Source organism: Thermococcus waiotapuensis (genome assembly GCF_055384795.1).
Genome location: NZ_AP042429.1, coordinates 1,614,669 through 1,636,455, shown reverse-complemented (window position 1 = coordinate 1,636,455; position 21,787 = coordinate 1,614,669). Strand labels below are relative to the sequence as shown.

Below are 21,787 nucleotides of genomic sequence, written 5' to 3'. Positions count from 1 at the left end.
TTTAAAAAGTTAGGTGAAAGTATGAAAGTGGGAGTTATTTTCGGGATCAGCGAACTCGCCAGCCCAAAGACCTTCGAGGGGAAGGTCTCCGGTTTTATAACAAAACTCGCCCAAGAGTTCGACGTTTCCGGGGGGTTTATCGTATCTACCAAGGCAGAATTCAAAGAGGCAAAAAACCAAGTCAACTTCAACGACGTTGATGTCCTTCTGCTGTACCCCCTAACCGGGGGAACGGAAGGCGTCCTTAAGGAGTTCGCTGTTTTCAGGAGGCCAACCGTGATATACGGAGACCCATACAACAACTCCCTGGCGGCGGGAATAGAGCTCAGGGAGTATTTCAGGGAAAGACTGATACCAACAACCTTAGTAAAGAGCTTCGAAGAACTTAAAGCGGCTTTTCTGGCTTACGATGACCTAAAAGAAACTCTCGAAAAGTTCCTACGAATGAGGATTGGCCTGATAGGCAGGATATCTCCGTGGTTGATCAACGAAAAGCTCGACATACCCTACACCGGGGTAAGCCTGAAGAAGTTTTACGAGTATTATGAAAAAACTACCGAGGAAGAGGGCCTGAAGGCCATCGAGGAAAAGGTGGAAAAGGCAACTGAGATAAAAGAACCGTCCAAAAAAGACCTTGCAATTGCAGGCAGAGTATATTTAGCCATAAAACGCATCCTTGAGGATTACAGGCTTGAGGGGTTCACAATCGGGTGCTTCGATCTCATTGAAAAGCTTGGGGGAACACCGTGTCTCGCTCTGGCCATGTTCAACGCCGAGGGAATTCCGGCAGCGTGTGAAGGAGAGCTGAACTCCCTACTCGGCATGATGATCATCAGAAAGTTCTTTGGCAAGCCTGCCTTCATGGGGAACGTTGCGGATTATGGCGAGGACTACTTGATATTGACCCACTGCACGGCTCCCCTCATTGGAAGATACGTTCTCAGGTCGCACTTCGAAAGCGGCAAAGGTGTCGGCGTGGAAGTAGAACTTCCCGGGGGTAAGGCCTCACTCTTCAAGATCAGGGGAAGAAGAGCCGTGGTTGCCGGAGTTGAGGTAACCGGCAGAGAAAGGAACGAAAACAGGTGTAGGACCCAGGTTAGACTAAAAATCGAAGATGCCCCGGAGTTCATAGACGGAACCCTCGGAAACCACCACCTTTTGGCTTATGTTGACAGCGAAGAACTTGCTGATCTGCTCAGCGAGCTTGGGTTCGATGTTATGCTCTATTGAAACGCGACCAAAGTTTTAAATATTTTTTCGCGAATTTAATAACAGGAGGTGATGATATGAGAAGGGCACAGGCCGCGATAGAGTACTTAATGATGGTAGCTGTGGCCCTTATGATGGTTGCATTGGTAATAAGGTACGTAAAGCAGGCGGCCGAGCAGGCCGGAAAGACAATAAATGAATCAACCAAAAAAATAGCCAGTTATGTAAACGAAAGCTGGAAGGACGTTTAAAAGGGAAAGAAATCAAACTGGAGTAACATGGCCCCACTTCTCCAGGGCCCTGGCGAGCTCTTTGTGAGTTTTAGCGTATTCATCAAGCGGTATTCCCTGCATTATAGCATCTATGGCCTGTCTGACGGCTCTGGCCCCTGCGGCAGGCCCATCGGGGTGGCCCAGGGTTCCACCGCCGAGCTGTAGAACTATGTCCTTTCCTAAGGCCTCTATAACAGGCTCGATGTTGCCCGGGTGAAGCCCTCCGGAGCTCGTCGGGAACGCTGGCTTTATACCATAGAACTTCTGCTCCAGGTGGAAGACGTCGTTCTCATCCGGCCTGTAGTGCTCCTCCTTTAGTATCCTGGCGTTCTGGATGACGTCCCACTTGCCGCCCTCGAGCTTGCCCGCTCCAGCGGTTCCTACGTGGAGCTGGTCTACACCAACGAGCCTGTAGAGCTTGGCCAAAACGAACATCGAGATGCCGTGGTAGGGGTTCCTCGTGAAAGCGGCATGCATCGCCCTGTGGCCATGGACAGCCAGGCCGTAGTCAGCTGCAAGCTCGGTTATGTACTCGAGCGCACCCCAGCCGGTAATGACGACATCCACCATCGCATGCTTGAGCCCGAGTTCGGAGAGGACCTCAAGCCTGCGCTCCATTTCAAGAAGCGGTGCCGTTATGTTGGCGAACCACGTCTTCTTTTCTCCGGTCTCGTTCTCGACCTTCTCTATGATCCTCGCCATTATCTCGGCCCTCTCGTCAAAGAGGTTATACCACGGGCTGGTGAGGTTCTCGTCGTCCTTCATGTAGTCTGCACCGTTCATGAGGAGTTCCGTGGCGAGCTTTTCAAATTCCTCGGGTGAATAGCCGACCTTTGGCTTTGGAACAACGCCGTAGATGGGCCTGTCCTTTATCTCAAGCATCCTCCTTACTCCCTCGATACCGAAGGCGGGGCCTCTGAACTCCCTTATGACCTTCTCCGGGAGGTAAAGGTCCTCGAGCCTTAACCCTTTGACGCGCTTCATGCCAAAAACGTTGCCAGCTATGCTCGCGACCAGTCCTGGCAGGTTTGCCTCTTCGAAGGCATGGAACGGGTATGCAATCCTGACTATCCAGCTTCCATCCTTCATGTCAACGAAGTCGTAGGCCTTGGCTGAAAGGTCCGCCCAGCGCTCCTCCTCGTACCAGGGATAGAGGGTCGTCCAGGTTCCGGTTGAGCTCTCCGCAGCAACTCCACCCGCTGCTTGCTCGATGGTATATCCTTCCGCCGGAGTAATGCGGAAAACGGCTATTATGTCCCTCTTTTTGTTCGGCTCGTAGCCCTTGTCTACGTAGTAGTCGTATATCTCGTCAAACCTCTCGGGCATTTTCCCACCTCCACTTTTTGGGTAAATAACAGCTTATCGGGGAGCTATAAAAAATTTATTGGTCAGATCTAGGCAATAAAGGACAAAAAATTGGGCAGGATTAAGGCAAGCTTACGCCGTTTCGGGCAACACGGAAGGTGTTTCCAAAACACGCAGAGATATCCCCCACCTCACCCCCAACAGGTTGAGGCCACCCAGTTCTAACCACCATCATCCAGCACGTCTTTTTGGCCTAAGTTCTAACTCACCAATCTAAAACCGGCTGAAATATGCTCTAAAAACAGCGCTTTTCCGAAAAGTTTATATATGCCTTTGCTCCTAATTTAAAACGCAGGTATCTGCAAACAATGGATGGGAGGTGTTGTGGATGGCCGAGCTTCCAATTGCCCCGGTTGACAGGCTTATAAGGAAGGCAGGCGCCGCCCGCGTTAGTGAGGACGCCGCCAAGGCCCTCGCCGAGCACCTTGAGGAGAAAGCCATTGAGATCGCCAAGAAGGCCGTCGACCTTGCCCACCACGCCGGCAGGAAGACCGTTAAGGCCGAGGACATCAAGCTCGCCCTCAAGGGCTGATGGTGCTTCCTTTTTTCTTCCACTATTTGGCTACCAGAACTCTATTCTTCTGACGCTGATGTTCTCTCCAGCCATCTCAAGGACGGCGAATCCTGAGGAGTCCAAACGGGGAAAGACTGGCGAACCGGGGTTTAGAAGATGAACAATTCTCCCATGGAGGGAGTAGGTGTCATAATAAAACCTATGGGTGTGCCCGAAAACGAGAACGTCGGCGCCCATCTCAAGGGCTTTAAGGGTGAGGAAATGGGCGTTTAGGGAGATGAACTGGTGACCGTGGATCATTCCAAGTGAGAAGTCACCAAACCTCTCAACCCTCTCCTCCGGTAGGTTCATTCTGTCGGTGTTCCCTCTGACTGCCAGTGTAGGAGAGATTTCCTCAAGCTTTTCAAGGAGCTCGGGAGCGGTAATATCGCCCGCATGAAGAATAACATCGGGAGAAATCTTTTTGAGATGATCAAAGAGAAAAAAGGGGAGGTTCTTTGTCTTATCGCCGTAGTGAGTATCGCTGACGACTGCAAGCTTCATATTCTCACATCGGCACATTTATGCCGAGCTTTTCAACGAGCTCTTTATAGCGATTTCTGACAGTTACCTCGGTAACGTTTGCAACTTCGGCGACTTCCCTCTGGGTCTTTTTCTCACCCTCGAGCAGGGAAGCAAGGTAAAGGGCAGCCGCGGCAAGACCCGTAGGCCCCTTTCCACTCGTGATGCCCACTCTTATAGCTTCCTGCAGTATCTCCTTGGCCCTTTTCTTTGTCCGTGCACTCACACCGAGAGCGTCCCCAAAGCGGTCAACGTAATCTATTGGATTAGTAGGATGGAGGTTCAAACCAAGTCCCCGGGCCATGAAGCGATAACTTCTTCCAATCTCCTTTTTGGTGACCTTCGAAAACCGCGCTATCTCATCCAGTGTTCTTGGAATGCCCTCCATCCTGCAGGCCGCGTAAAGTGCAGCAGACACCATTCCCTCAATAGAACGGCCCCGGATGAGCTTTTTCATGACGGCCTTTCTATACAGTGCGGCCGCCTGCTCCTTTACTCTCTTTGGAAGTCCCATCTGAGCGGCCATTCTGTCGAGCTCGCTGAGTGCGAAGGCAAGGTTCCTCTCGGCGGCATCGTTTATGCGCATCCTTCTCTGCCACATTCTGAGGCGTCTCATCTTGTTTCGGTACATGCCGGTTATCGGGTTCCCGTGTACGTCCTTATCACGCCAGTCTATGTCGGTGGAGAGACCCTTATCGTGGATCATCAGGGTCGTTGGGGGGCCAGTTCTGGCGCGCTTTTCCCTCTGCTCCGGCTCAAATGCCCTCCATTCTCGCTTTTCATCGACTATGTTATACTCAATAACGTAGCCGCACTTGGCGCAGAAGATTTCCCCCACGTGGGGGTCGTATATAAACTCCGTTGAACCACAATTGGGACACACCCATATATCAGCCAAAGGCCTTCACCCCCTCTTCGCGGGGGCGGGGCGTTTCTTAACGTGCCTGGATTGCTTTTCCTTCCCCTGACCCTTGGCCTTCTTGGTATCAACGTAGAGCACAGCACCAACGTAATCGGAGGGATTCCTGACACTCGGCTTAACCGCTATAAACGGAGCCTCCACTGGACCAAAAACATCCTTAACGACACCCACAAAGTTCAGGTTCTTATCAACAACTCGATCGTTGAGATTGGGCACCCAGGAACTGCGAAGGATCAAAAAGCCCTGCCTGGCATAGTGAGAAACCTGGCCCAGTCTCTTCATGGCCCCACCCCAGAAAGACATACCCTCATAAATTTTATTGGTTAATGACCTTATAAACGTTTCGGCCCCCTGCAAAAAGTTTTTAAGAGGTAAATAGATAGCAATGAAATTTAGACCACCCATACAGAGGCAATTTTCGCTTTGTACACGGGTGGCGCTGAGTTTAACAAATTTATGTCAAAAAAACGCTTATAAATCGATTCTATTATCAGCAACCAGTCAACACGGAGGGTGAAACCCATGGGATGGTTTGAAAAGTACTTCGAATTTGAAAGGTACGGCACCGACATGAAGACCGAGGTTTTAGCCGGGGTTACTACTTTCATGACGATGGCCTACATCCTCTTTGTCAACCCCAGTATACTCAGCAATGCCATGGGGAAAGAGGCCTTCAACTCTCTCGTAGCCGTCACCGCCCTTGCGGCCGGAATAAGCACCATTATAATGGCCCTCTACGCCAGGAAGCCCTTTGCACTGGCACCGGGCATGGGCCTGAACGGTTATTTCACCTACAGCGTCGTTCTCGGCATGGGCTACGACTGGCGCGTCGCCCTGGCAGCGGTTTTCGTTGAGGGCGTGATATTTATCCTTCTCAGCGTCACCAGGGTCAGGAGCGCGGTAATTCACGCCATTCCGCTCAGCCAGAAGTACGCCGTTGGAGCTGGAATAGGCCTTTTCCTGACTTTCATAGGCCTCAACGACGTCGAACTCATAAATGCGGCAACAGATAAAGGTGTTCTCCTCTTTACGGAACTCAACGCTCACGCCCTGATAAGCAAGCCCGGCCTGCTCTTCCTCTTTGGCCTTCTCTTTGCTGCCATTCTCATAGCCCACCGCATAAAGGGCGCCCTCCTCATTTCGATCCTCACCACCGCGGTGCTCGGGTGGGTAACGGGTGTCGCACCCTGGCCCAGCCACCTGTTTTCAACCCCGGACATAAGTTACACCTTCCTACAGCTCGACTTCAAGGGACTCCTAAACATCGGAGCACTGGGAGTCATCTTCGCCTTCTTCATGGTGGACTTCTTTGACACCCTCGGAACCGTTACCGGGCTGAGCGCCAAGGCAGGCTACCTGACGAAGGACGGAAAAGTCCCGGACGCCGAGAAGGTTCTCCTCACCGACGCCATAGGAACTACCCTGGGAGCGCTCCTCGGGACTTCCACGGTGACCACTTACATAGAGAGCGCCGCGGGAATAGAAGAGGGAGGAAGGACGGGAATGACTGCGCTCGTTACGGGACTGCTCTTCCTCGGCATAGGCCTCTTCATAGCGCCCCTCGCCGGGGCAATACCATCCTTTGCAACAGCTCCAGCGCTCGTCATAGTGGGTTACTACATGATGAGCACCATAAAAGAATTAGACTTCAGCGATCCAGCCGAGGCTATCCCCGCCTTCCTCGTGATCATGTCGATACCCCTCACTTACTCTATCTCAGTCGGAATAGGCCTTGGGTTCGTAAGCTACGCCGTGATAAAAGCCTTCAAAGGAGAATGGAGGGACGTGCACCCGCTTATGTGGGTGCTCGCTGTCATCTTCGCCCTCTACTTTGCCTACCTCGGGGGAGCTTTCTGATTTTCGCTGTTCTTTTCTAACTTCTCTTTCAGAAACTGCTTGAGAACGTATGGACACTGTTCACGAATAAACTGGGCGAATTCCCGGATCCTCTCAACGGTTATATCGTGAACATAGTGCTCAAACTGACAGGCGTCATGTTCGGCTATCTCGGGCGGGATCCCAAGAACTTCAATGAAAAACTCCGTTAGAAGCCCATGTTTTAGATAGGTACTTTCCGCGATCTCCCTACCCTTGTCCGTCAGCAGTATGCGGTCGTACTTCTCGTATTCAACTAACCCTTTTTCGCTGAGCTTTTTGAGGGCGTCAACAACGCTCGGGGGCTTCACGCGAAGGGCCCTTGCTATGTCCTTGACCCGGATTACTCCCTTATTCCTGTGGAGCAGGTAAATGGTCTCAAGGTACTCCTCTTCCCTCTTGGTTATTTCCAATCCCACCACCTGGATTTAGGATAGCCAAAAATGTTTAAGTAGTTTTCGTTCACGGGACTACCTCAATCTCCACCGGATTGCCCTCGCTGTCGTATGCCCTGACGTCCTCCGGGGAATAGGGGTAGCATATTATGAGGTGAAAGCCCCCGAACTTCGAGAAGAACCAGAGGTCCTGCGGCGATGGCTGACAAACGTGGTCCGGGTGGGAGTGGACGGTTCCCTTTATCTCCCCGTCCAGAGGCAGGAGCCAGGTGTTGAAGAAAGCAGAAGCCGGGCCGAAATGTCCTCCTGGCGCTATCAAGACCTCTTCTAAGATACCATCTTTCTCCCGGAGAAATCCAGCAAACTCGTTCGGGTAAAAGTCCCTGGATAGTTCCAGAAGGTACTCCAAAAGCTCCCCACGGATTCGCACTTTAACGACCATCAGCTTCACCTTCAAAAATAGAAATCAAAACACCGCTATGGCCTCCACCTCGATGTCCACACCCCTGGGAAGGTTTGAAACCTCAACTACCGCTCTGACGGGCTTGGATTCACTGAAAAACTCTGAGTAAACCCTGTTGAACTCATCGTACTTCCCAATGTCCCTGAGGTATACCGTTACCTTTACCACGTTCTCGGCACTCCCTCCAGCACCTTCAACGACCGAGAGGAGGTTTCTCAGAGTCTGTCTGACTTTCTCCTCAAAGCTGCCCTCAACGAGCTTTCCTGTTGCGGGGTCAACTGGGATCTGGCCCGAAACGAAGAGAAGCCTCCCGGAGGCAAGGATCCCCGGACTGTACGGCCCGATGGGAGAGGGGGCCCCGGGAGGGATCACGATTTGCTTCTCCATTTTCACCACCTCAGCGCATTCCTGGCGTCATTTCTTTTCCAGATACTTCTCAAGGCTCTTAGCCGGAACGTCCAGGGGGAGGTCTATAACCTCAAGTGCCTTTCTGAGGGCATAAACCCTCGCGTGCCCTTCAAATTCCGCCGAAGCAAAGGATGAGGGCTGGAAGTGAAGGTATTTCTCAATAACGGCTGGGATCTCCGACTTTTTAACCTTCTTAAGGCCGCCAAACCACTCCTCGATCCCCTCAAGGTCTATATTGGCATATACAGGTATTTTAAGGGTCGTTGTCTCGTTTATGCTGGCGAGGAGCCTCGCGACTTCAACCATGGGCGTTGCGTCGTCTATTATGAGCCTTTTAACGACTATCCACTCCCCGTGTTTGACCGTGAAATTAACGTGATCATCCGGGAAGGGAAAGACAACCTTGACCTCTGCCAGCTCCCCCTCTGGATAAGAGACCGGGGCGAACTTGGAAAGCGTCATCCTGACGAGAACAGCCCTGGCCACGTCCACCAGGAGCTTCTTGAGAGTCTTATCGTCCTCAAAGACAAGGTCACCGAGCTTCTTGGAAGTTCCCGGAGACTTAAGGGAAGAGACCACCTTCGTAAGGTCACCCCTCGCCAGCTCCTCGGCAAGGCTCATTATCCCGGCGACGTTCACAACCCCGGTGAGGTACTCCGGGATCTTCGAGTTGACGGTGTTGGAAACCATCGCCAGGAAGTGGGCAATCTTGGCCCTATCGTCTACGTCCAGCAACTTATCGGCGACCTTCCAGCTACCGTGTTTCGCGGTGAACATTACGTGATCTTCAACGCTCCTTGACATTGTCTCCACCAACTAAACCTTGACCGCCGAGGTATTTTAGCTTTTTTCGCTGGTCATCAAAAGATAAAGTTATAAGCCTGCCCGGGCATCCACCATCAGTGTGAGAAATGAGCTTAAGAGGGATGCACATGGAGGATGAGAGGGCCGTCACCTCCAGTCAAAGCGGTGAGAGCCTGGATTTAGGTCTCGAGTTTTCAACGACGGAGGAGATAAAAGTACCCGAAAAGCTTATCGATCAGGTTATTGGCCAGGAGCATGCCGTTGAGGTCATAAAGACCGCCGCTGGTCAGAAGAGACACGTACTCCTCATAGGCGAGCCAGGAACAGGAAAGTCCATGCTCGGGCAAGCCATGGCAGAGCTATTGCCAACGGAGAACCTGGAGGATATCCTCGTCTTCCCGAACCCTGAAGACGAGAACATGCCGAAAATAAAGACCGTTCCCGCCTGCCAGGGGAGGAAAATAGTCGAGCACTACCGCGAGAAGGCCAGAAGCCAGGAGAACATAAAGTCCTACCTTCTAATGGCCGTAGTTTTCATGGTCATGATGGCGATTCTCATAGACTACAGCACCACGAACTTCCTAATGGGTCTCTTCGTAATAATCCTCACAATGATGGTTCTCTCCAACATGAGGATGAGGACCAGCGTCCTCGTCCCAAAGCTTCTAGTGGACAACTGCGGAAGGACAAAAGCACCATTCGTCGATGCAACCGGGGCACACGCCGGAGCCCTGCTCGGAGATGTGAGACACGACCCCTTCCAGTGCTTTAGCGGAAAAGAGAGTGTCATCGTCAGGGAAGACGGCAAAATAAAGGCCCTCAAGCTCGAAGACTTCGTGGAGGAGGCCCTAAAAACCCCCTCCGGTGAGGGAATGGACGGGGAAATTAAGGTCATTTACCATGACTTCAGGAGCAAAAATGTCGAGATCCTCACAAAGGAAGGCTTTACGAAGCTCCTCTACGCCAACAAGAGGCTCGGAAAGCAGAAGCTAAGGCGCGTGGTGAACTTGAATAAGGACTACTGGTTCGCGCTGACACCGGAGCACAAAGTTTACACAGCTGAGGGCCTCAAAGAGGCAGGCGATATAACAGTAAAAGACGAGCCCATCAGGGTTCCGGTTAATGTTCTCGACGAGTTCGCAATAGCGAGAACCTACGACGAGGAGGAAAAGCTCAGGGAGTACCCCAAACGGTTGGGGAAGGGAGCAACGCCGAAGTCTCTGAAGATGATCGAAGAACTTAAAGCCCTCAACCTGCTCCCGCTCACGAGCGATGATGAGAGACTTGAGAAGGCCGCACTCCTCCTCGGCGCTCTATTTAGGGGTGGCAACATAGACGGGAACCTTAGAACTTTAAGCTTCGCCTCCAGCGAAAGGGAAGCCGTTGAAAGGTTCGTCGAAACACTCAAAGAGCTCTTCGGCGAGTTCAACTACGAAATCAGAGAAAACCGCAAGGCAGGGGGAAGCATACTCTTCCGGACCCGGGACAGGAGGATAATCAGTTTCTTCGTGGCTTTAGGGGCCCCCGTCGGAAAAGAGATAAAGCCGGAACTCCCGTGGTGGATCCGGCTCAAGCCCTCGCTATTCTTAGCCTTCTTCGACGGCCTTTACAGCGGAGATAATGAGGAGGGCACAAAATTCAGTGGGCCCCTTGAGGTTGCCCGGCCGACGGATGAACCCGAAAAGGAGCTGCCCTTCTTCCAGGAGCTCGCATGGCATCTTAACATCTTCGGCATCGAGGCAGAGGTCCGGGTTGATGAAGCTACCGAGGAGCACAGAGTCGGATTAGTCCTTTCCCAATCGGTAGACAGCCTCTTGAACCTCCTCGAATTTGTGCCCATGACTCTCTCGCCGGCAAAGAGGGCAAAACTCCTGGAGGATGTCAAGAAGGCCCTCGAGGAAGCGGGAGGGGGGGCAGAGAGGCTCGAGAGGATACTAAAAGGCGAGAGAAGGGCCTTCATAGAGAGCTGGGAAGAAGTTGAGGTAACCTACAACCTCACCACGGAGGAAGGCAACCTGCTCGCCAGCGGCCTCTTCGTCAAAAACTCAGGCGGGCTCGGCACGCCAGCCCATGAGCGCGTTGAGCCAGGCATGATCCACCGCGCCCACAAGGGCGTCCTCTTCATAGACGAGATAGCAACGCTAAGCCTGAAGATGCAGCAGAGCCTTCTCACTGCCATGCAGGAGAAGAAGTTCCCGATAACCGGCCAGAGCGAGCTCTCAAGCGGCGCAATGGTGAGAACGGAGCCAGTGCCCTGTGATTTCATACTTGTGGCTGCTGGAAACCTTGATACGGTTGATAAGATGCATCCCGCTTTGCGCTCCCGCATCAGGGGCTACGGTTACGAGGTCTACATGAGAACGACAATGCCGGACACACCAGAAAACAGGAGAAAGCTCGTCCAGTTTGTGGCTCAAGAGGTAAAGCGCGATGGCAAAATACCCCACTTCACCCGCGATGCAGTCGAGGAGATAGTTAGAGAGGCCCAGAAGAGGGCAGGAAGAAAGGGCCACCTCACCCTGCGCCTTAGGGATCTCGGCGGAATAGTAAGGGCCGCTGGAGACATAGCCATCAAGAAGGGTAAAAAGTACGTTGACAGGGAAGACGTGCTGGAGGCAATGAAAATAGCCAAACCCCTTGAAAAGCAGCTCGCCGACTGGTACATAGAGAACAAGAAGGAGTATCAGGTCATAAAGACCGAAGGCGGCGAGATCGGGAGGGTCAACGGTCTGGCCGTAATAGGTGAGCAGAGCGGCATAGTGCTTCCGATTGAAGCCGTCGTTGCCCCCGCCGCCAGCAAGGAAGAGGGGAAGATAATCGTCACCGGAAAGCTGGGCGAGATAGCCAAGGAGGCCGTACAGAACGTTTCGGCAATAATCAAGCGCTACAAGGGGGAAGACATAAGCCAGTACGACATCCACGTCCAGTTCCTCCAGACATACGAGGGGGTTGAGGGCGATTCAGCCAGCATAAGCGTTGCCACAGCCGTCATCTCCGCCCTGGAGGAGATACCGATAAGACAGGACGTGGCCATGACGGGCTCCCTCAGCGTCCGCGGCGAGGTTCTGCCAATAGGAGGTGCCACACCCAAGATCGAAGCGGCCATCGAAGCGGGCATAAAGACGGTCATAATACCTAAATCCAACGAGAAGGACGTCTTCCTCAGCCCGGATAGGGCGGCGAAAATAAGGATAATGCCAGTGGAGACCATTGACGAGGTACTCGAGATAGCGCTCGCGGACTCGCCCAAGAAGGAGGAACTCCTGAGGAAGATCAGGGAGAGCCTTCCGCTGAAGAAGGCCTGACCTCTTATTTCTTTCATTCCCCGGGCAGGAGGTGCCTATTTTTTACTAATTACGAAGGTAATACACAACTCAGCAAAGTTTTTTGAGCTAATTACATTGCAATTTTGGTACATAATGGCGCAGGCATATCCCAAAAAGTCAAGAATTTCCCTCACTATTCATAACGTTGTGGGACATGAAAAGTGGGACAACACCAACATGTTGAAAATTTTCCGAAAGTCTTATAACCCCTCCCGGGTTAGCACAATGGAAGATTACCGGAGGGATATGACATGAAGGGTAGGGCTAAAATTGACCCAATAGACCTCAGGATAATCGAGCTCCTGTCCAAGAACGCGAGGATGACTTACAAAGAGCTCGCAGAAGCTCTCGGGACGACCCGGCAGAGGATTTCACGCAGGATGGAGAAACTCGAGCGCATGGGCGTTATCCAGAAGTACACGGTGGTTCCGAACTTTGACCTCCTGGGCTACTCTTACGTACTGCTCGGCATAACCCTGAAAGCAGGGGTCAGCATTGACGAGGCCATAGGGAAGCTGAAAGAGGTCAAACACGTAACAATAATACAGAAGGCCCTCGGAACTCACAACCTCGTGGTGCACGTGGTCGCTCCCAAGGACATGAAGGAGATACAGGCCATAATAGAGGAGATATCAAAAGCCGTGCCTGGCGTGGAACACATGGACGTTACTTTCATCACAGAGACCTGCAAATACGAGCTTTTCTGAACCCCGCTCATTCTTGCTCTTTCTCTTCAAAGCCCCTCCCCCAAGGCAGGAGGAACGGCCTTTCGGCGATGGTCGATGGAAAGAGTAATAAACGGTTACTCCCTCTTAGTCCAACAAAGGCACCGTTTCATTCAGCCAGGGGTGGCAGTAATGCAGGACGCAGTTCACCCGCTCATCACAGGGATTTTGATATCCCTGCTTGGGATCGCCGCCTATAAGTCCCGGGCCCTCGACGGCAGGGGAGCCCTGCTCTCGACAGTCTTAGGTATAGTGGTTATCCATCTAGGCGGGATTTACACATTCCTGGCACTGTCAATATTCCTGGTTCTCGGTGTCCTGGCCACCAGGCATCGCTTTGAGGAGAAAGTCCGGCTCGGCTTTTCATCCAGGAGCGAAAAAACGAGAGGTGCGGGCAACGTTTTGGGAAACGGGCTTGCCGCTCTCCTTTTCCTGGTGGTTGAGGCCATAACACGGCAGGACATCTTCTGGGCGGCAACTTTCTCGGCCATAGCAACAGTCAACGGTGACACCCTTGCCAGCGAGCTGGGGAAAGTCTATGGAAAGAGGCCAAGGCTCATAACGAACTTTAAGCCGGTCACGCCCGGTACAAACGGGGGGGTCTCCTTAGCGGGTGAGGTATTCGCGCTACTTGGATCCCTGGTGATAGCGCCCTTTGCCCTTCCCCTCACCTCCTACAGGCTTCCCATGGTAGTGGCCATAACACTCGGGGGATTTATTGGCGTCAACCTCGACAGTTTAATAGGCGCAACCCTGGAGAACAGGGGGATAACAGACAATAACTCTACAAACTTCCTGGCTTCTCTCCTCGGCGGTATAACAGGTGCCGGCCTCTTTTATCTAATCGCGTGAGGGTTCTGGAAACTCCCAGCGGATGATGACTACGGCGGATTCCCGAGGGGTGAGGACGACCTTAGGGTCTGACGCTGGCTCAAAACTCAAGGATAAGCAGTAAAAGCCAGAATCACTCCCCCTTTTCCCTGCCCCTCAAGTACTCTTCATAGACCTCCCAGAGCGAGACAAGCGCCGCGGGAATGCCATGCTCGGTTGCAAACGTCATGTATGGGGCCAGGTCGACCACGTAGTCCGCGAACCGGAAGAGGCCGCGCGGGATGCCCTCCCGTGAACCGATGAAGACAACGATTTCCTTCGCGTAGAACATATCCCTCGCAAGCCGGTCCTTAACCTCAGCCAGCGTCGGCCCCTTTGGATCCGTGATTATGAGCAACCTTTTGTCCCTCTTCTTATCCCTAACGACCTGGTGGAGATCCCACACCGAAACGGGAACCTTATCGACTTTCCATGGGTATGCCTCCCTCTGGATCTGATGTCTGCTCTCCTGACCTATCCTCACACCCTTTATGAACTCGGCCAGTTCGAAAGCGTCCATCTTCTCCTTCGGGGCTATGATAAGCTCTTTAACCTCAAAGGCCTGTGCGGCCCTGCCTATTTTCTCGCCAAAGGAGCGGCAGGCTTTGTAGTCGCCCCAATAGGGCATCTGGACTACGGTGAGCTTGCGGAAGAGCTCCCTGGCGTCTATCTTATCCGGAGTAAACTTCCTGAACTCTTCCCCCGGAACGACGGAGATGTACGCTTTATCCCCTATTATCTCAACCTGAACAACCTTATCGGGCCAGCTTAAGTCCACGTCAGCCTTCGTTAGCTCCTGGATTCTGGCCCCTAAAGCGCGGTTAACATCGATGCTCGAGAAGTCATGCTTTCCTCTCCGCGTAGTTTTGACTGCAAAAGTCTCGTTCTCACCTATCATAGGGGCCGCTAACTCTGCAGTCTTGACTATTTCATCGAGAACCGCAGGAACTTCGGCAACAACCGGGATCACCCTCTCGACCTCAGGAATCCCCTCTATCCTCTCCAGGGCTGTTTCATCCCCGCTCTCGACCAAAACAAGACCGGAATAGCCAAGTGGAGAAGCCCAAACTTTGGCATCGCTCAGAGCTTCCCTAATATAATTGGCGGCAACGCTTTCCATGCCCTTCTGGGTTTTCACTATAAACTTCTTTCCCATACCCACCACCGGAGCGAGTTGAGGAACAAGCTTATAGCCTTTGTTCCGCAACGTTTAAGTTCATAGGACCCAACAACTTACAGCTACAAACCGGAGGGAGAGCTGATGAAAGCTTACATAGGAGAAAACGTGAGGGGCATTTACGCCTTTGACGAAAGCGGAAAGCCCATCTCAAGCAGGCCCTTCAGCGGGAAGCCCGAGGAGAGCCTGGACAAGCTCCTGAAAGGCGAGCCGAGTGACGAACTTCTCGCACTGCTTGACGAGCTTAAGAAAAAAGGCTACGACGAGTTCATCGTTGAGGACGCCGAGCTCAGCAGAAAACTGAAGGATCTCGGCTACAACGCTACCGCCGAGCTCCCCAATTTAGCCGGCGAAAAGCTCCGCTCAAATCCAGAAGAGTTCCTCGGGAAGGACTGGTTCAGCGAGTACTATAATGCCGGCGTAGCCTTAACGAGACTCCGCATACAGGAGCAGAGCGGGGCAAGGGACAAGATGATAATCCAGGCCATTGAGGCTCTGGACGACATCGACAAGGTCACGAACCTGCTCGTTTCAAGACTAAGGGAGTGGTACGGCCTCCACTTCCCGGAGCTGGACGAGATTCTGCCGAAGCACGAGCAGTACGTCGCCTTCGTCAAGGAGATAGGCCCGAGGGAAAATGCAACGAGAGAAAAGCTGGAAAAGCTGGGCTTCCCCGAGGGAAAAATCGAGAGTATACTCAACGCGGCGGAGAAGTCAATGGGCGCTCCCCTCGGAAAGTTCGACAGCGAAATCATAAGGAAGCTCGCGAGCGAGATAAACGACCTCTACAAGCTGAGGGACCAGGTGGAGGACTACCTTGAAACAGCGATGGACGAAGTCGCTCCAAACCTTAAGGCTTTGGTCGGTGCCAAGCTCGCGGCGAGGCTCATGAGCATTGCCGGCGGGCTTAAAGAGCTGGCCATGATGCCTGCCTCCACGATACAGGTTCTTGGAGCTGAGAAGGCCCTCTTTAGGCACCTCAGGAGCGGGGCAAAGCCGCCCAAGCATGGGGTTATCTTCCAGTATCCTGCAATCAACCGCTCGCCCTGGTGGCAGAGGGGCAAGATAGCGAGGGCCCTGGCTGGAAAGCTGGCCATTGCAGCGAGGGTTGACTACTTCTCGGGCGAATACATAGGCGAGGAGCTCAAAAAGGAGCTCGAGCAGAGGATACAGGAGATTAAAGAGAAGTACCCGAACCCGCCGAAGAAGAAGGCCAAGCCCGAGAAGAAGGACAAGGAGAAGTTCAAGGGAAAGACGTTCAAGGGTGGGAAGCACGAAAAGGGCAGGGAGTTTGAGAAGAAGGGAAAGGGTGGCGGGGACAGGAAGTTCATGAAAAAGAAACACAAGGGCGAGAAGAGGTGATGTGAATGAAGGTTAAAAAGCACAGGTTCCCAGGCGTTTACATAGTTGTTGAGGACGACGGGAGCGAGAGGATAGCCACAAAGAACCTCGTTCCCGGGCAGAGGGTTTACGGTGAAAGGACCGTCAAGTTCGAGGGGGACGAATACAGAATCTGGAACCCGAACAGGTCGAAGCTGGGTGCGGCAATTCTCAACGGGCTGGAGAACTTCCCGATTAAGCCCGGTTCAACAGTCCTCTATCTCGGAATAGCGAGCGGAACCACAGCTTCACACGTCAGCGACATAGTGGGCTGGGAAGGCAAAATCTTCGGTGTCGAGTTCTCGCCGAGGGTTCTGAGGGAGCTGGTTCCAATCGTCGAGGAAAGGAGGAACATCGTGCCGATACTCGGCGACGCCACCAGGCCCGAGGGCTACCGCGCGCTCGTTCCGAAGGTGGATGTCATCTTCGAGGACGTTGCCCAGCCGACCCAGGCGAAAATCCTCATAGACAACGCCAGGGTTTACCTGAAGAGCGGTGGCTACGGAATGATTTCGGTCAAGAGCAGGAGCATCGACGTGACGAAAGAGCCCGAGCAGGTCTTCAAGGAGGTTGAAAAGGAGCTCTCCGAATACTTCGAGGTCGTTGAGAGGCTTTCACTTGAGCCCTACGAGAAGGACCACGCGCTCTTCGTCGTCAGGAAGCCCTGAGCTTCCCGCCCTTTTATCGTTTATCGTCGAAAGGCATTTTTACTCTCACCGAAAGGCTTTTATAACCGCCCCCTGAACCTTAGGCGGAGCTACCTTCAACTTTTGCGGGTGATGTCCATGGGAAAACTGTTGAGGCCAAACCGCGAGGTTGGTATCGCTGGCTACGGGGCCTATGTCCCTATGTATAGAATCAAGGCGGAGGAAATAGAGAGGGTCTGGGAAGTCTCGGACCCCCCGATTCAGGAGAAGTCCGTTCCCGGCTTAGATGAGGACGCAATAACGATAGGCATTGAAGCGGCCAGAAACGCCCTCAAGAGGGCTCAAATTGACCCCAAACTTATCAGGGCCGTTTGGTTTGGAACCGAGAGCAAGCCATACGCCGTCAAGCCGAGCGGAACGGTTGTGGCGGCCGCCATCGGAGCAACCCCCGATGTGAATGCAGCTGACTTTGAGTTTGCGTGCAAGGCAGGAACTGAAGCTATTCAAGCTGCCATAGGCTTCGTCGGCTCCGGAATGGCCGACTACGCCATGGCCATCGGCGCCGACACCTCCCAGGGAAGGCCCGGGGACCACCTCGAGTTCACCGCTTCCGCCGGAGGTGCCGCGTACATCCTTGCCCCGAAGAGCTCTGAAACGGTCGCCTACTTCGAGGCGAGCTATTCCTACGTTACAGACACGCCGGACTTCTGGAGGAGGCAGCACGAGCACTACCCAAGGCACGGCAACCGCTTCACCGGCGAGCCGGCGTACTTCCACCAGATACTGAGCGCCGCCAAGACGCTCATGGAGGAGCTCAACTACTCCCCGGGCGACTTTGATTACGCGGTCTTCCACCAGCCCAACGTCAAGTTCCCGCTCACCGTTGCCGAGATACTGGGAATCCCGAGGGAGAAGGTTCTCCCGGGACTGCTCAGCGGGATAATAGGAAACACCTACAGCGGGGCAACTCTCGTCGGTGTTTCGGCAGTCCTCGACATAGCGAAGCCAGGCGACAGGATCCTCTGGGTCTCCTTCGGTTCGGGAGCGGGGAGCGACGCCTTCAGCCTCGTTGTGCAGGATGCAATTGAGGAGAAGAGGGATCTGGCACCCAGAACCATGGACTACGTGAACAGGAAGAAGTACCTTGACTACGCGCTCTATGCCAAGCACAGGGGCAAGTACATAATGTGAGGTGGTCGGAATGGAGAAACCCGTCATTATTGGAGTTGGCATGGTTCCTGTCGGCGAGCACTGGAGGGTGTCACTTAGGGACATGGCCGTGGAGGCCCTGCTCAATGCAATGGACGATGCTGGAATAGACAGGGTGGATTCCCTCTACGTCGGAAACATGGCCTCCGGTTCCTTCATAGAGCAGGAGAACCTTGGAGCTTTAATAGCAGACTGGGCTGGCTTGGGCAACATACCGGCCATTAAGGTTGAAGCGGCATGCGGTAGCGGGGGTGCGGCAGTTCAGGAGGGAGCGAAGGCAGTCATGTCGGGCCTTGAGGACGTTGTTGCGGTAGTTGGCGTCGAGAAGATGACCGACGCCTGGCCGAGCGATGCGACACGCTATTTAGCTTACGCCGCCGATGCCGAGTGGGAGCTCTTCCACGGGGCCAGCTTTGTGGCTTTGAACGCGCTCGTCATGAGGCTTTACATGAAGGAATACGGCTACACTGAGGAGGATTTTGCCCTCTTCGCCCTCAACGCCCACAGGAACGGGGCTAAAAACCCGTACGCGATGTTCAAGAAGGAGATAAAGCTCGACACTGTTCTCAAGAGCCCCTACGTCGCCGACCCGATAAAGCTCTTTGATGCCGCACCGATGTGCGACGGTGCCGCGGCCGTCATAATAACCTCAAAGGAGAAGGCGAAGGAGCTCGGCATTCCGAAGGAGAAATGGGTTGAACTGGCAGGCTTCTGGAGGGCCACGGACACCATCAACCTCGCCAACAGGAAGGACTTCCTGACTTTGACGGCGGCAAAAGTGGCCGCTGAAAAAGCCTACAGAATGGCAGGGGTCACTGCCAGGGACATCGACTTCTTTGAGGTTCACGACGCCTTCACGATAATGGCCGCTTTAAGCTTGGAAGCCCTCGGCGTTGCCGAGAAGGGCAAGGGCGTAATGCTCGCCAAGGAGGGCCAGATTGCCATAGACGGTGATTACCCGATACAGACTATGGGCGGACTTAAGGCCAGAGGACATCCAGTTGGGGCCACCGGCGTTTACCAGACGGTTGAGGCTGCTCTCCAGCTCCGCGGCGAGGCTCCGGAAGGGATACAGGTGCCCGGGGCTGAGGTAGGCCTGACCCAGAACATAGGTGGAACTGGCTCGAACATAACGGTTACAGTCCTGAGGAGGGTCTGAAATGGGGAAGCCGATGCAGGTTGCGAGGCACTGGAGGCACTTTGAAGAGAAATACGCCCTGATTGGAGGTAAGTGCGAGAACGGTCATCTGATGTTCCCGCACAGGGAGGTCTGCCCGGTCTGCGGTAGCAGGAACGTGGAGAAGTACAAGTTCAGCGGAAAGGGTAAGGTGCTGAGCTGGACAATAGTGAGGAACCCGCCGAGCGGCTTCGAGTACTACAAGCCGTATCCCCTGGCCCTGGTTCAGCTCGAGGAAGGGCCCGTCGTTATGGCCCAGCTCACGGACGTTGAGCCCAACGAGATAGACTTCGGCATGGAGGTCGAGATGGTAACGAGGAAGGTCAGGGAGTTCGACGAGGACGGGATAATTCTCTACGCCTACAAGTTCAGGCCGGTTTTGAAGTGAGCGCAAGCCTTGTCTACTTTTTCTTTCAACCTTTAATGGTGGGATGATGGAGGTAGTTGAGATTAAAGCTCCCCTCAGCGAGGAGGATCTCAAGAGGATTCTAAAGGGAAAGAAAAAGCATGGAGTCTGGTCAAATAGTCATCCCCGACACCTCAGCTATCGTTGAACTGATCAGGGGCAGCGACACGGGAAAAGCAGCCAAGGAAATCTTAAACGGTTCTGAGCTTGTGCTGATCCCTACTCTTGTCTTGGCAGAGTTGCAGAGCTTCCTTGAGCGGAACAATTTAGATGCCTCGATAGTTGATATCGTAGCGGAGAGCGGTTTCGTCGTCCCACTGGAGAAAGACGTTGCGATAAACGCAGGAGCGCTCCATGCAAAGGTCAAGAAAAAATAAGAACGTGTCCCTCGCCTGATTGCATAATAGTGGAAACCGCAAGAAAATACGGTGCAGTAGTCCTAACGACGGACCACCACTTCAAGCTCCTCGGAAACGCGATAATACTAGAACGCTGAGGGACTGAAGTCTGAAAAATCAAGAGGCCTCAGGCCTTCTCTATTCTCATCTTATCTCCGTTCTCGAACTCCATTTCGAGCTTTCCGCGTTGCATCAGGATTTTCACTCCATCGACAGTGGCCTCTATCCTGTCGTTTTCGGCCTCGACGCCGAGCATCCCGGCAACTTCCTCAACGCTCTTCAGCGAGCCGCTGATGACAGCTTCAAGCCTCTCATTCCCGCTCTCGATGACCACTCTGAGCTTACCTTTGCCCCCACGTATGAAGCTCTCTTCCCTCAATCCCTCGACATCCTCCGGCTGGGGCGGCTTTATGCACGGCATTTTTTCACCCGCCTAACTTTCCCCCTGGCCCTTATCATCCTTTCGCATAATCATTCTCACCCATATCCCGCTCCGGCCCACTTTCCTGAAGCCGTACTCCTCGTAGAAACGCATGGCCCCTTCGTTCTTCTCTCCCACCCAGAGCTCTATCCTGTCGCTTGATTCCCCCAGGTACTCAAGGCATTTTTCCATTAACTTGTGCCCTATTCCCTGTCCCTGGAACTTCTTGTCCACCACGAACTCGTGGATGGCCCCAACTTTTCGTCCCTCGTATCTGCTGTACCAGTCTTTGTCGCAGACGATGAAGCCAGCTATCTCATCCCCCACCTTCGCCACGAAGAAGCCGTCCTTGGCCTTTCCCCAGCACCACCTGAGATAGCGCTTCGCGTAGCTTTCGCCCTCGCCGCCGTACTCCCGCAGCCCCTCGTAGCCGCGCATGTAAATCTCTACCAGCCTCTCAAGGATCTCCTGGTTGAACTCCTGGAGCTTCTCCACTTTTACCTCGGTCATCGGTATAAGCTCATCGTGGGGTTTAAAAAGCCTGACCCCGAGCTTTAAATGGAGCAAGAGGGTGGTAAAGATGGGAAAGGAGACGCCAAGCTACTGCGAGATATGCGGTGCACCGATAAAAGGGCCGGGCCACAGGATAAGGGTTGAGGGTGCGGAGGTTCTCGTCTGCGATAGGTGCTATGAGAAATATGGAGGCAAAAAGCCCGGCACGTTCAGCATCATGCCAACCGGGAGACAGCCAAGAAGAACCGAGAGACCCGTCTCAAGGCCCAAGCCCCAGCCAAAACCCCAACACGAGAGGCCACTCGTCACCGAGGAAATAGTGGAGGACTACGCTGAGAGGGTTTACCAAGCAATACAGAAGAGCGGAAAGAGCTACGAAGAGCTGTCCCACGAGGTAGGTCTTTCGGTCAACGACCTCCGCGCGATAGCCCACGGCTACCGCGAGCCAACCATAAAGGAGGCCAGGAAGCTCGAGAAGTACTTCAGGATAAAGCTCATTGAGAGCGGAACCGAAGAGCCCATCGAGGAGAAAAGGACGCTCCCGCGGGACTACGAGCCAACCCTGGGGGACATCGCCAACATAAGGATCAAGAAGCGGGAGAAGTGAAGGTTTAAATTTCCCTTACCTATTCACTAGTGGCGAGGGTAGGGGAGAGATAGTGATAAACGTGCCCAACGGACTTGAGAAGGTCATTTGGCGGAAGATAGCCATACTCCTTAAAGGAGGGCAAAAAAGGTGTCAAAAGGCAA

Annotated in this window: 25 protein-coding genes; 14 read left to right on the top strand and 11 right to left on the bottom strand. The window is 53.5% G+C overall.

The window, feature by feature from the left end; translation table 11 throughout:
- Nucleotides 1-21: 21 nt before the first annotated feature.
- The gene (locus tag ACZ47M_RS09025; RefSeq protein WP_315341678.1) at nt 22-1,230 is read left to right on the top strand and encodes a hypothetical protein; all 1,209 of its coding nucleotides are present in this window, start codon (nt 22-24) and stop codon (nt 1,228-1,230) included.
- Between the two features lie 56 nt (nt 1,231-1,286).
- Nucleotides 1,287-1,460, top strand: a complete 174-nt coding sequence (locus ACZ47M_RS09020; protein WP_315341680.1) for a class III signal peptide-containing protein — start codon at nt 1,287-1,289, stop codon at nt 1,458-1,460.
- 12 nt (nt 1,461-1,472) lie between these two features.
- Here ACZ47M_RS09020 and rbcL read toward each other — a convergent pair whose 3' ends face one another.
- Nucleotides 1,473-2,807: a type III ribulose-bisphosphate carboxylase gene (gene rbcL, locus ACZ47M_RS09015; RefSeq protein WP_315341684.1), complete on the bottom strand. Its 1,335-nt coding sequence runs from the start codon at nt 2,805-2,807 to the stop codon at nt 1,473-1,475.
- A 367-nt stretch (nt 2,808-3,174) separates the two neighbouring features.
- Between rbcL and hpkB the strand changes: the two genes are divergently transcribed.
- Nucleotides 3,175-3,378, top strand: a complete 204-nt coding sequence (hpkB, locus tag ACZ47M_RS09010) for an archaeal histone HpkB (protein ID WP_010480157.1) — start codon at nt 3,175-3,177, stop codon at nt 3,376-3,378.
- A gap of 30 nt (nt 3,379-3,408) precedes the next feature.
- Here the strand turns inward: hpkB and ACZ47M_RS09005 are convergent, their stop codons facing one another.
- Genes ACZ47M_RS09005 through ACZ47M_RS08995 form a run of 3 tightly spaced genes read right to left on the bottom strand, consistent with a single transcriptional unit; the run spans nt 3,409 to nt 5,125 of the window.
- Nucleotides 3,409-3,903 (bottom strand): metallophosphoesterase, encoded by a 495-nt coding sequence (locus tag ACZ47M_RS09005; protein ID WP_315341687.1) that lies wholly within the window; start codon nt 3,901-3,903, stop codon nt 3,409-3,411.
- A gap of 4 nt (nt 3,904-3,907) precedes the next feature.
- Nucleotides 3,908-4,819: a transcription initiation factor IIB gene (locus ACZ47M_RS09000; protein ID WP_315341690.1), complete on the bottom strand. Its 912-nt coding sequence runs from the start codon at nt 4,817-4,819 to the stop codon at nt 3,908-3,910.
- Between the two features lie 6 nt (nt 4,820-4,825).
- Nucleotides 4,826-5,125 (bottom strand): Gar1/Naf1 family protein, encoded by a 300-nt coding sequence (locus ACZ47M_RS08995; RefSeq protein ID WP_315341692.1) that lies wholly within the window; start codon nt 5,123-5,125, stop codon nt 4,826-4,828.
- Between the two features lie 240 nt (nt 5,126-5,365).
- Here ACZ47M_RS08995 and ACZ47M_RS08990 point away from each other — a divergent pair, with 240 nt between their 5' ends.
- A complete protein-coding gene (locus ACZ47M_RS08990) occupies nt 5,366-6,700 on the top strand; it encodes an NCS2 family permease (RefSeq protein WP_315341695.1) in 1,335 nt (444 codons plus the stop codon).
- Here the strand turns inward: ACZ47M_RS08990 and ACZ47M_RS08985 are convergent.
- Genes ACZ47M_RS08985 through ACZ47M_RS08970 form a run of 4 tightly spaced genes read right to left on the bottom strand, consistent with a single transcriptional unit; the run spans nt 6,679 to nt 8,788 of the window.
- Nucleotides 6,679-7,131 carry a metal-dependent transcriptional regulator gene (locus ACZ47M_RS08985; RefSeq protein ID WP_315342240.1) on the bottom strand — a complete coding sequence of 151 codons (453 nt, stop codon included), beginning with the start codon at nt 7,129-7,131 and terminating at the stop codon, nt 6,679-6,681. The two genes, ACZ47M_RS08990 and ACZ47M_RS08985, sit on opposite strands and share 22 nt — an antisense overlap.
- A gap of 49 nt (nt 7,132-7,180) precedes the next feature.
- A complete protein-coding gene (locus tag ACZ47M_RS08980) occupies nt 7,181-7,555 on the bottom strand; it encodes a Mov34/MPN/PAD-1 family protein (RefSeq protein WP_315341697.1) in 375 nt (124 codons plus the stop codon).
- 24 nt (nt 7,556-7,579) lie between these two features.
- The gene (locus ACZ47M_RS08975; protein WP_315341699.1) at nt 7,580-7,963 is read right to left on the bottom strand and encodes a Rid family detoxifying hydrolase; all 384 of its coding nucleotides are present in this window, start codon (nt 7,961-7,963) and stop codon (nt 7,580-7,582) included.
- A gap of 27 nt (nt 7,964-7,990) precedes the next feature.
- Nucleotides 7,991-8,788 (bottom strand): DUF2666 domain-containing protein, encoded by a 798-nt coding sequence (locus tag ACZ47M_RS08970; protein WP_315342243.1) that lies wholly within the window; start codon nt 8,786-8,788, stop codon nt 7,991-7,993.
- Nucleotides 8,789-8,916: 128 nt separating this feature from the next.
- Between ACZ47M_RS08970 and lonB the strand changes: the two genes are divergently transcribed.
- From lonB to ACZ47M_RS08955, 3 genes are all read left to right on the top strand, one after another.
- Nucleotides 8,917-12,093 (top strand): ATP-dependent protease LonB, encoded by a 3,177-nt coding sequence (gene lonB / locus ACZ47M_RS08965; RefSeq protein WP_315341702.1) that lies wholly within the window; start codon nt 8,917-8,919, stop codon nt 12,091-12,093.
- 272 nt (nt 12,094-12,365) lie between these two features.
- A complete protein-coding gene (locus ACZ47M_RS08960; RefSeq protein WP_315341705.1) occupies nt 12,366-12,821 on the top strand; it encodes an Lrp/AsnC family transcriptional regulator in 456 nt (151 codons plus the stop codon).
- A gap of 150 nt (nt 12,822-12,971) precedes the next feature.
- Nucleotides 12,972-13,691: a DUF92 domain-containing protein gene (locus tag ACZ47M_RS08955; RefSeq protein WP_315341707.1), complete on the top strand. Its 720-nt coding sequence runs from the start codon at nt 12,972-12,974 to the stop codon at nt 13,689-13,691.
- Between the two features lie 112 nt (nt 13,692-13,803).
- On the opposite strand, the gene ACZ47M_RS08950 is transcribed toward ACZ47M_RS08955, so the two are convergent.
- Nucleotides 13,804-14,865: an SPOUT family RNA methylase gene (locus ACZ47M_RS08950; RefSeq protein WP_315342244.1), complete on the bottom strand. Its 1,062-nt coding sequence runs from the start codon at nt 14,863-14,865 to the stop codon at nt 13,804-13,806.
- Between the two features lie 105 nt (nt 14,866-14,970).
- On the opposite strand from ACZ47M_RS08950, the gene ACZ47M_RS08945 reads away from it, so the two are divergent.
- The 6 genes from ACZ47M_RS08945 to ACZ47M_RS08920 all read left to right on the top strand — a co-directional run bounded on the left by ACZ47M_RS08945 (nt 14,971) and on the right by ACZ47M_RS08920 (nt 20,082).
- Complete coding sequence (locus ACZ47M_RS08945; protein ID WP_315341710.1) at nt 14,971-16,248, top strand: C/D box methylation guide ribonucleoprotein complex aNOP56 subunit; 1,278 nt, start codon at nt 14,971-14,973, stop codon at nt 16,246-16,248.
- Between the two features lie 5 nt (nt 16,249-16,253).
- Nucleotides 16,254-16,934, top strand: a complete 681-nt coding sequence (locus ACZ47M_RS08940; RefSeq protein WP_315341712.1) for a fibrillarin-like rRNA/tRNA 2'-O-methyltransferase — start codon at nt 16,254-16,256, stop codon at nt 16,932-16,934.
- A gap of 117 nt (nt 16,935-17,051) precedes the next feature.
- Nucleotides 17,052-18,104, top strand: coding sequence for a hydroxymethylglutaryl-CoA synthase (locus ACZ47M_RS08935; protein ID WP_315342246.1), 1,053 nt, complete (start codon nt 17,052-17,054; stop codon nt 18,102-18,104).
- A gap of 10 nt (nt 18,105-18,114) precedes the next feature.
- A complete protein-coding gene (locus ACZ47M_RS08930; protein WP_315341718.1) occupies nt 18,115-19,281 on the top strand; it encodes a thiolase domain-containing protein in 1,167 nt (388 codons plus the stop codon).
- 1 nt (nt 19,282) lies between these two features.
- On the top strand, nt 19,283-19,687 hold the full coding sequence (locus ACZ47M_RS08925; RefSeq protein WP_315341720.1) for a Zn-ribbon domain-containing OB-fold protein: 405 nt from the start codon (nt 19,283-19,285) through the stop codon (nt 19,685-19,687).
- 119 nt (nt 19,688-19,806) lie between these two features.
- On the top strand, nt 19,807-20,082 hold the full coding sequence (locus ACZ47M_RS08920; RefSeq protein WP_315341723.1) for a PIN domain-containing protein: 276 nt from the start codon (nt 19,807-19,809) through the stop codon (nt 20,080-20,082).
- A gap of 148 nt (nt 20,083-20,230) precedes the next feature.
- Here the strand turns inward: ACZ47M_RS08920 and ACZ47M_RS08915 are convergent, their stop codons facing one another.
- Complete coding sequence (locus ACZ47M_RS08915; protein WP_315341725.1) at nt 20,231-20,524, bottom strand: hypothetical protein; 294 nt, start codon at nt 20,522-20,524, stop codon at nt 20,231-20,233.
- A gap of 12 nt (nt 20,525-20,536) precedes the next feature.
- The gene (locus tag ACZ47M_RS08910; RefSeq protein ID WP_315341728.1) at nt 20,537-21,034 is read right to left on the bottom strand and encodes a GNAT family N-acetyltransferase; all 498 of its coding nucleotides are present in this window, start codon (nt 21,032-21,034) and stop codon (nt 20,537-20,539) included.
- Between the two features lie 70 nt (nt 21,035-21,104).
- Here ACZ47M_RS08910 and ACZ47M_RS08905 point away from each other — a divergent pair, with 70 nt between their 5' ends.
- Nucleotides 21,105-21,644 carry a multiprotein bridging factor aMBF1 gene (locus ACZ47M_RS08905; RefSeq protein WP_315341730.1) on the top strand — a complete coding sequence of 180 codons (540 nt, stop codon included), beginning with the start codon at nt 21,105-21,107 and terminating at the stop codon, nt 21,642-21,644.
- The last annotated feature ends 143 nt before the right edge of the window (nt 21,645-21,787 follow it).

Coding starts and splice junctions, on each gene's coding strand:
- ACZ47M_RS08945 (WP_315341710.1), top strand. CDS start 14,971: ATGAAAGCTTACATAGGAGAAAACGTGAGGGGCATTTACGCCTTTGAC.
- ACZ47M_RS09020 (WP_315341680.1), top strand. CDS start 1,287: ATGAGAAGGGCACAGGCCGCGATAGAGTACTTAATGATGGTAGCTGTG.
- ACZ47M_RS08920 (WP_315341723.1), top strand. CDS start 19,807: ATGGAGTCTGGTCAAATAGTCATCCCCGACACCTCAGCTATCGTTGAA.
- ACZ47M_RS08930 (WP_315341718.1), top strand. CDS start 18,115: ATGGAGAAACCCGTCATTATTGGAGTTGGCATGGTTCCTGTCGGCGAG.
- hpkB (WP_010480157.1), top strand. CDS start 3,175: ATGGCCGAGCTTCCAATTGCCCCGGTTGACAGGCTTATAAGGAAGGCA.
- ACZ47M_RS08975 (WP_315341699.1), bottom strand. CDS start 7,963: ATGGAGAAGCAAATCGTGATCCCTCCCGGGGCCCCCTCTCCCATCGGG.
- ACZ47M_RS08950 (WP_315342244.1), bottom strand. CDS start 14,865: ATGGGAAAGAAGTTTATAGTGAAAACCCAGAAGGGCATGGAAAGCGTT.
- ACZ47M_RS09005 (WP_315341687.1), bottom strand. CDS start 3,903: ATGAAGCTTGCAGTCGTCAGCGATACTCACTACGGCGATAAGACAAAG.
- ACZ47M_RS08940 (WP_315341712.1), top strand. CDS start 16,254: ATGAAGGTTAAAAAGCACAGGTTCCCAGGCGTTTACATAGTTGTTGAG.
- ACZ47M_RS08995 (WP_315341692.1), bottom strand. CDS start 5,125: ATGAAGAGACTGGGCCAGGTTTCTCACTATGCCAGGCAGGGCTTTTTG.
- ACZ47M_RS08910 (WP_315341728.1), bottom strand. CDS start 21,034: ATGACCGAGGTAAAAGTGGAGAAGCTCCAGGAGTTCAACCAGGAGATC.
- ACZ47M_RS08905 (WP_315341730.1), top strand. CDS start 21,105: ATGGGAAAGGAGACGCCAAGCTACTGCGAGATATGCGGTGCACCGATA.
- ACZ47M_RS09025 (WP_315341678.1), top strand. CDS start 22: ATGAAAGTGGGAGTTATTTTCGGGATCAGCGAACTCGCCAGCCCAAAG.
- ACZ47M_RS08990 (WP_315341695.1), top strand. CDS start 5,366: ATGGGATGGTTTGAAAAGTACTTCGAATTTGAAAGGTACGGCACCGAC.
- ACZ47M_RS08935 (WP_315342246.1), top strand. CDS start 17,052: ATGGGAAAACTGTTGAGGCCAAACCGCGAGGTTGGTATCGCTGGCTAC.
- ACZ47M_RS08970 (WP_315342243.1), bottom strand. CDS start 8,788: ATGTCAAGGAGCGTTGAAGATCACGTAATGTTCACCGCGAAACACGGT.
- lonB (WP_315341702.1), top strand. CDS start 8,917: ATGGAGGATGAGAGGGCCGTCACCTCCAGTCAAAGCGGTGAGAGCCTG.
- ACZ47M_RS08955 (WP_315341707.1), top strand. CDS start 12,972: ATGCAGGACGCAGTTCACCCGCTCATCACAGGGATTTTGATATCCCTG.
- ACZ47M_RS08925 (WP_315341720.1), top strand. CDS start 19,283: ATGGGGAAGCCGATGCAGGTTGCGAGGCACTGGAGGCACTTTGAAGAG.
- ACZ47M_RS08980 (WP_315341697.1), bottom strand. CDS start 7,555: ATGGTCGTTAAAGTGCGAATCCGTGGGGAGCTTTTGGAGTACCTTCTG.
- ACZ47M_RS08915 (WP_315341725.1), bottom strand. CDS start 20,524: ATGCCGTGCATAAAGCCGCCCCAGCCGGAGGATGTCGAGGGATTGAGG.
- rbcL (WP_315341684.1), bottom strand. CDS start 2,807: ATGCCCGAGAGGTTTGACGAGATATACGACTACTACGTAGACAAGGGC.
- ACZ47M_RS08960 (WP_315341705.1), top strand. CDS start 12,366: ATGAAGGGTAGGGCTAAAATTGACCCAATAGACCTCAGGATAATCGAG.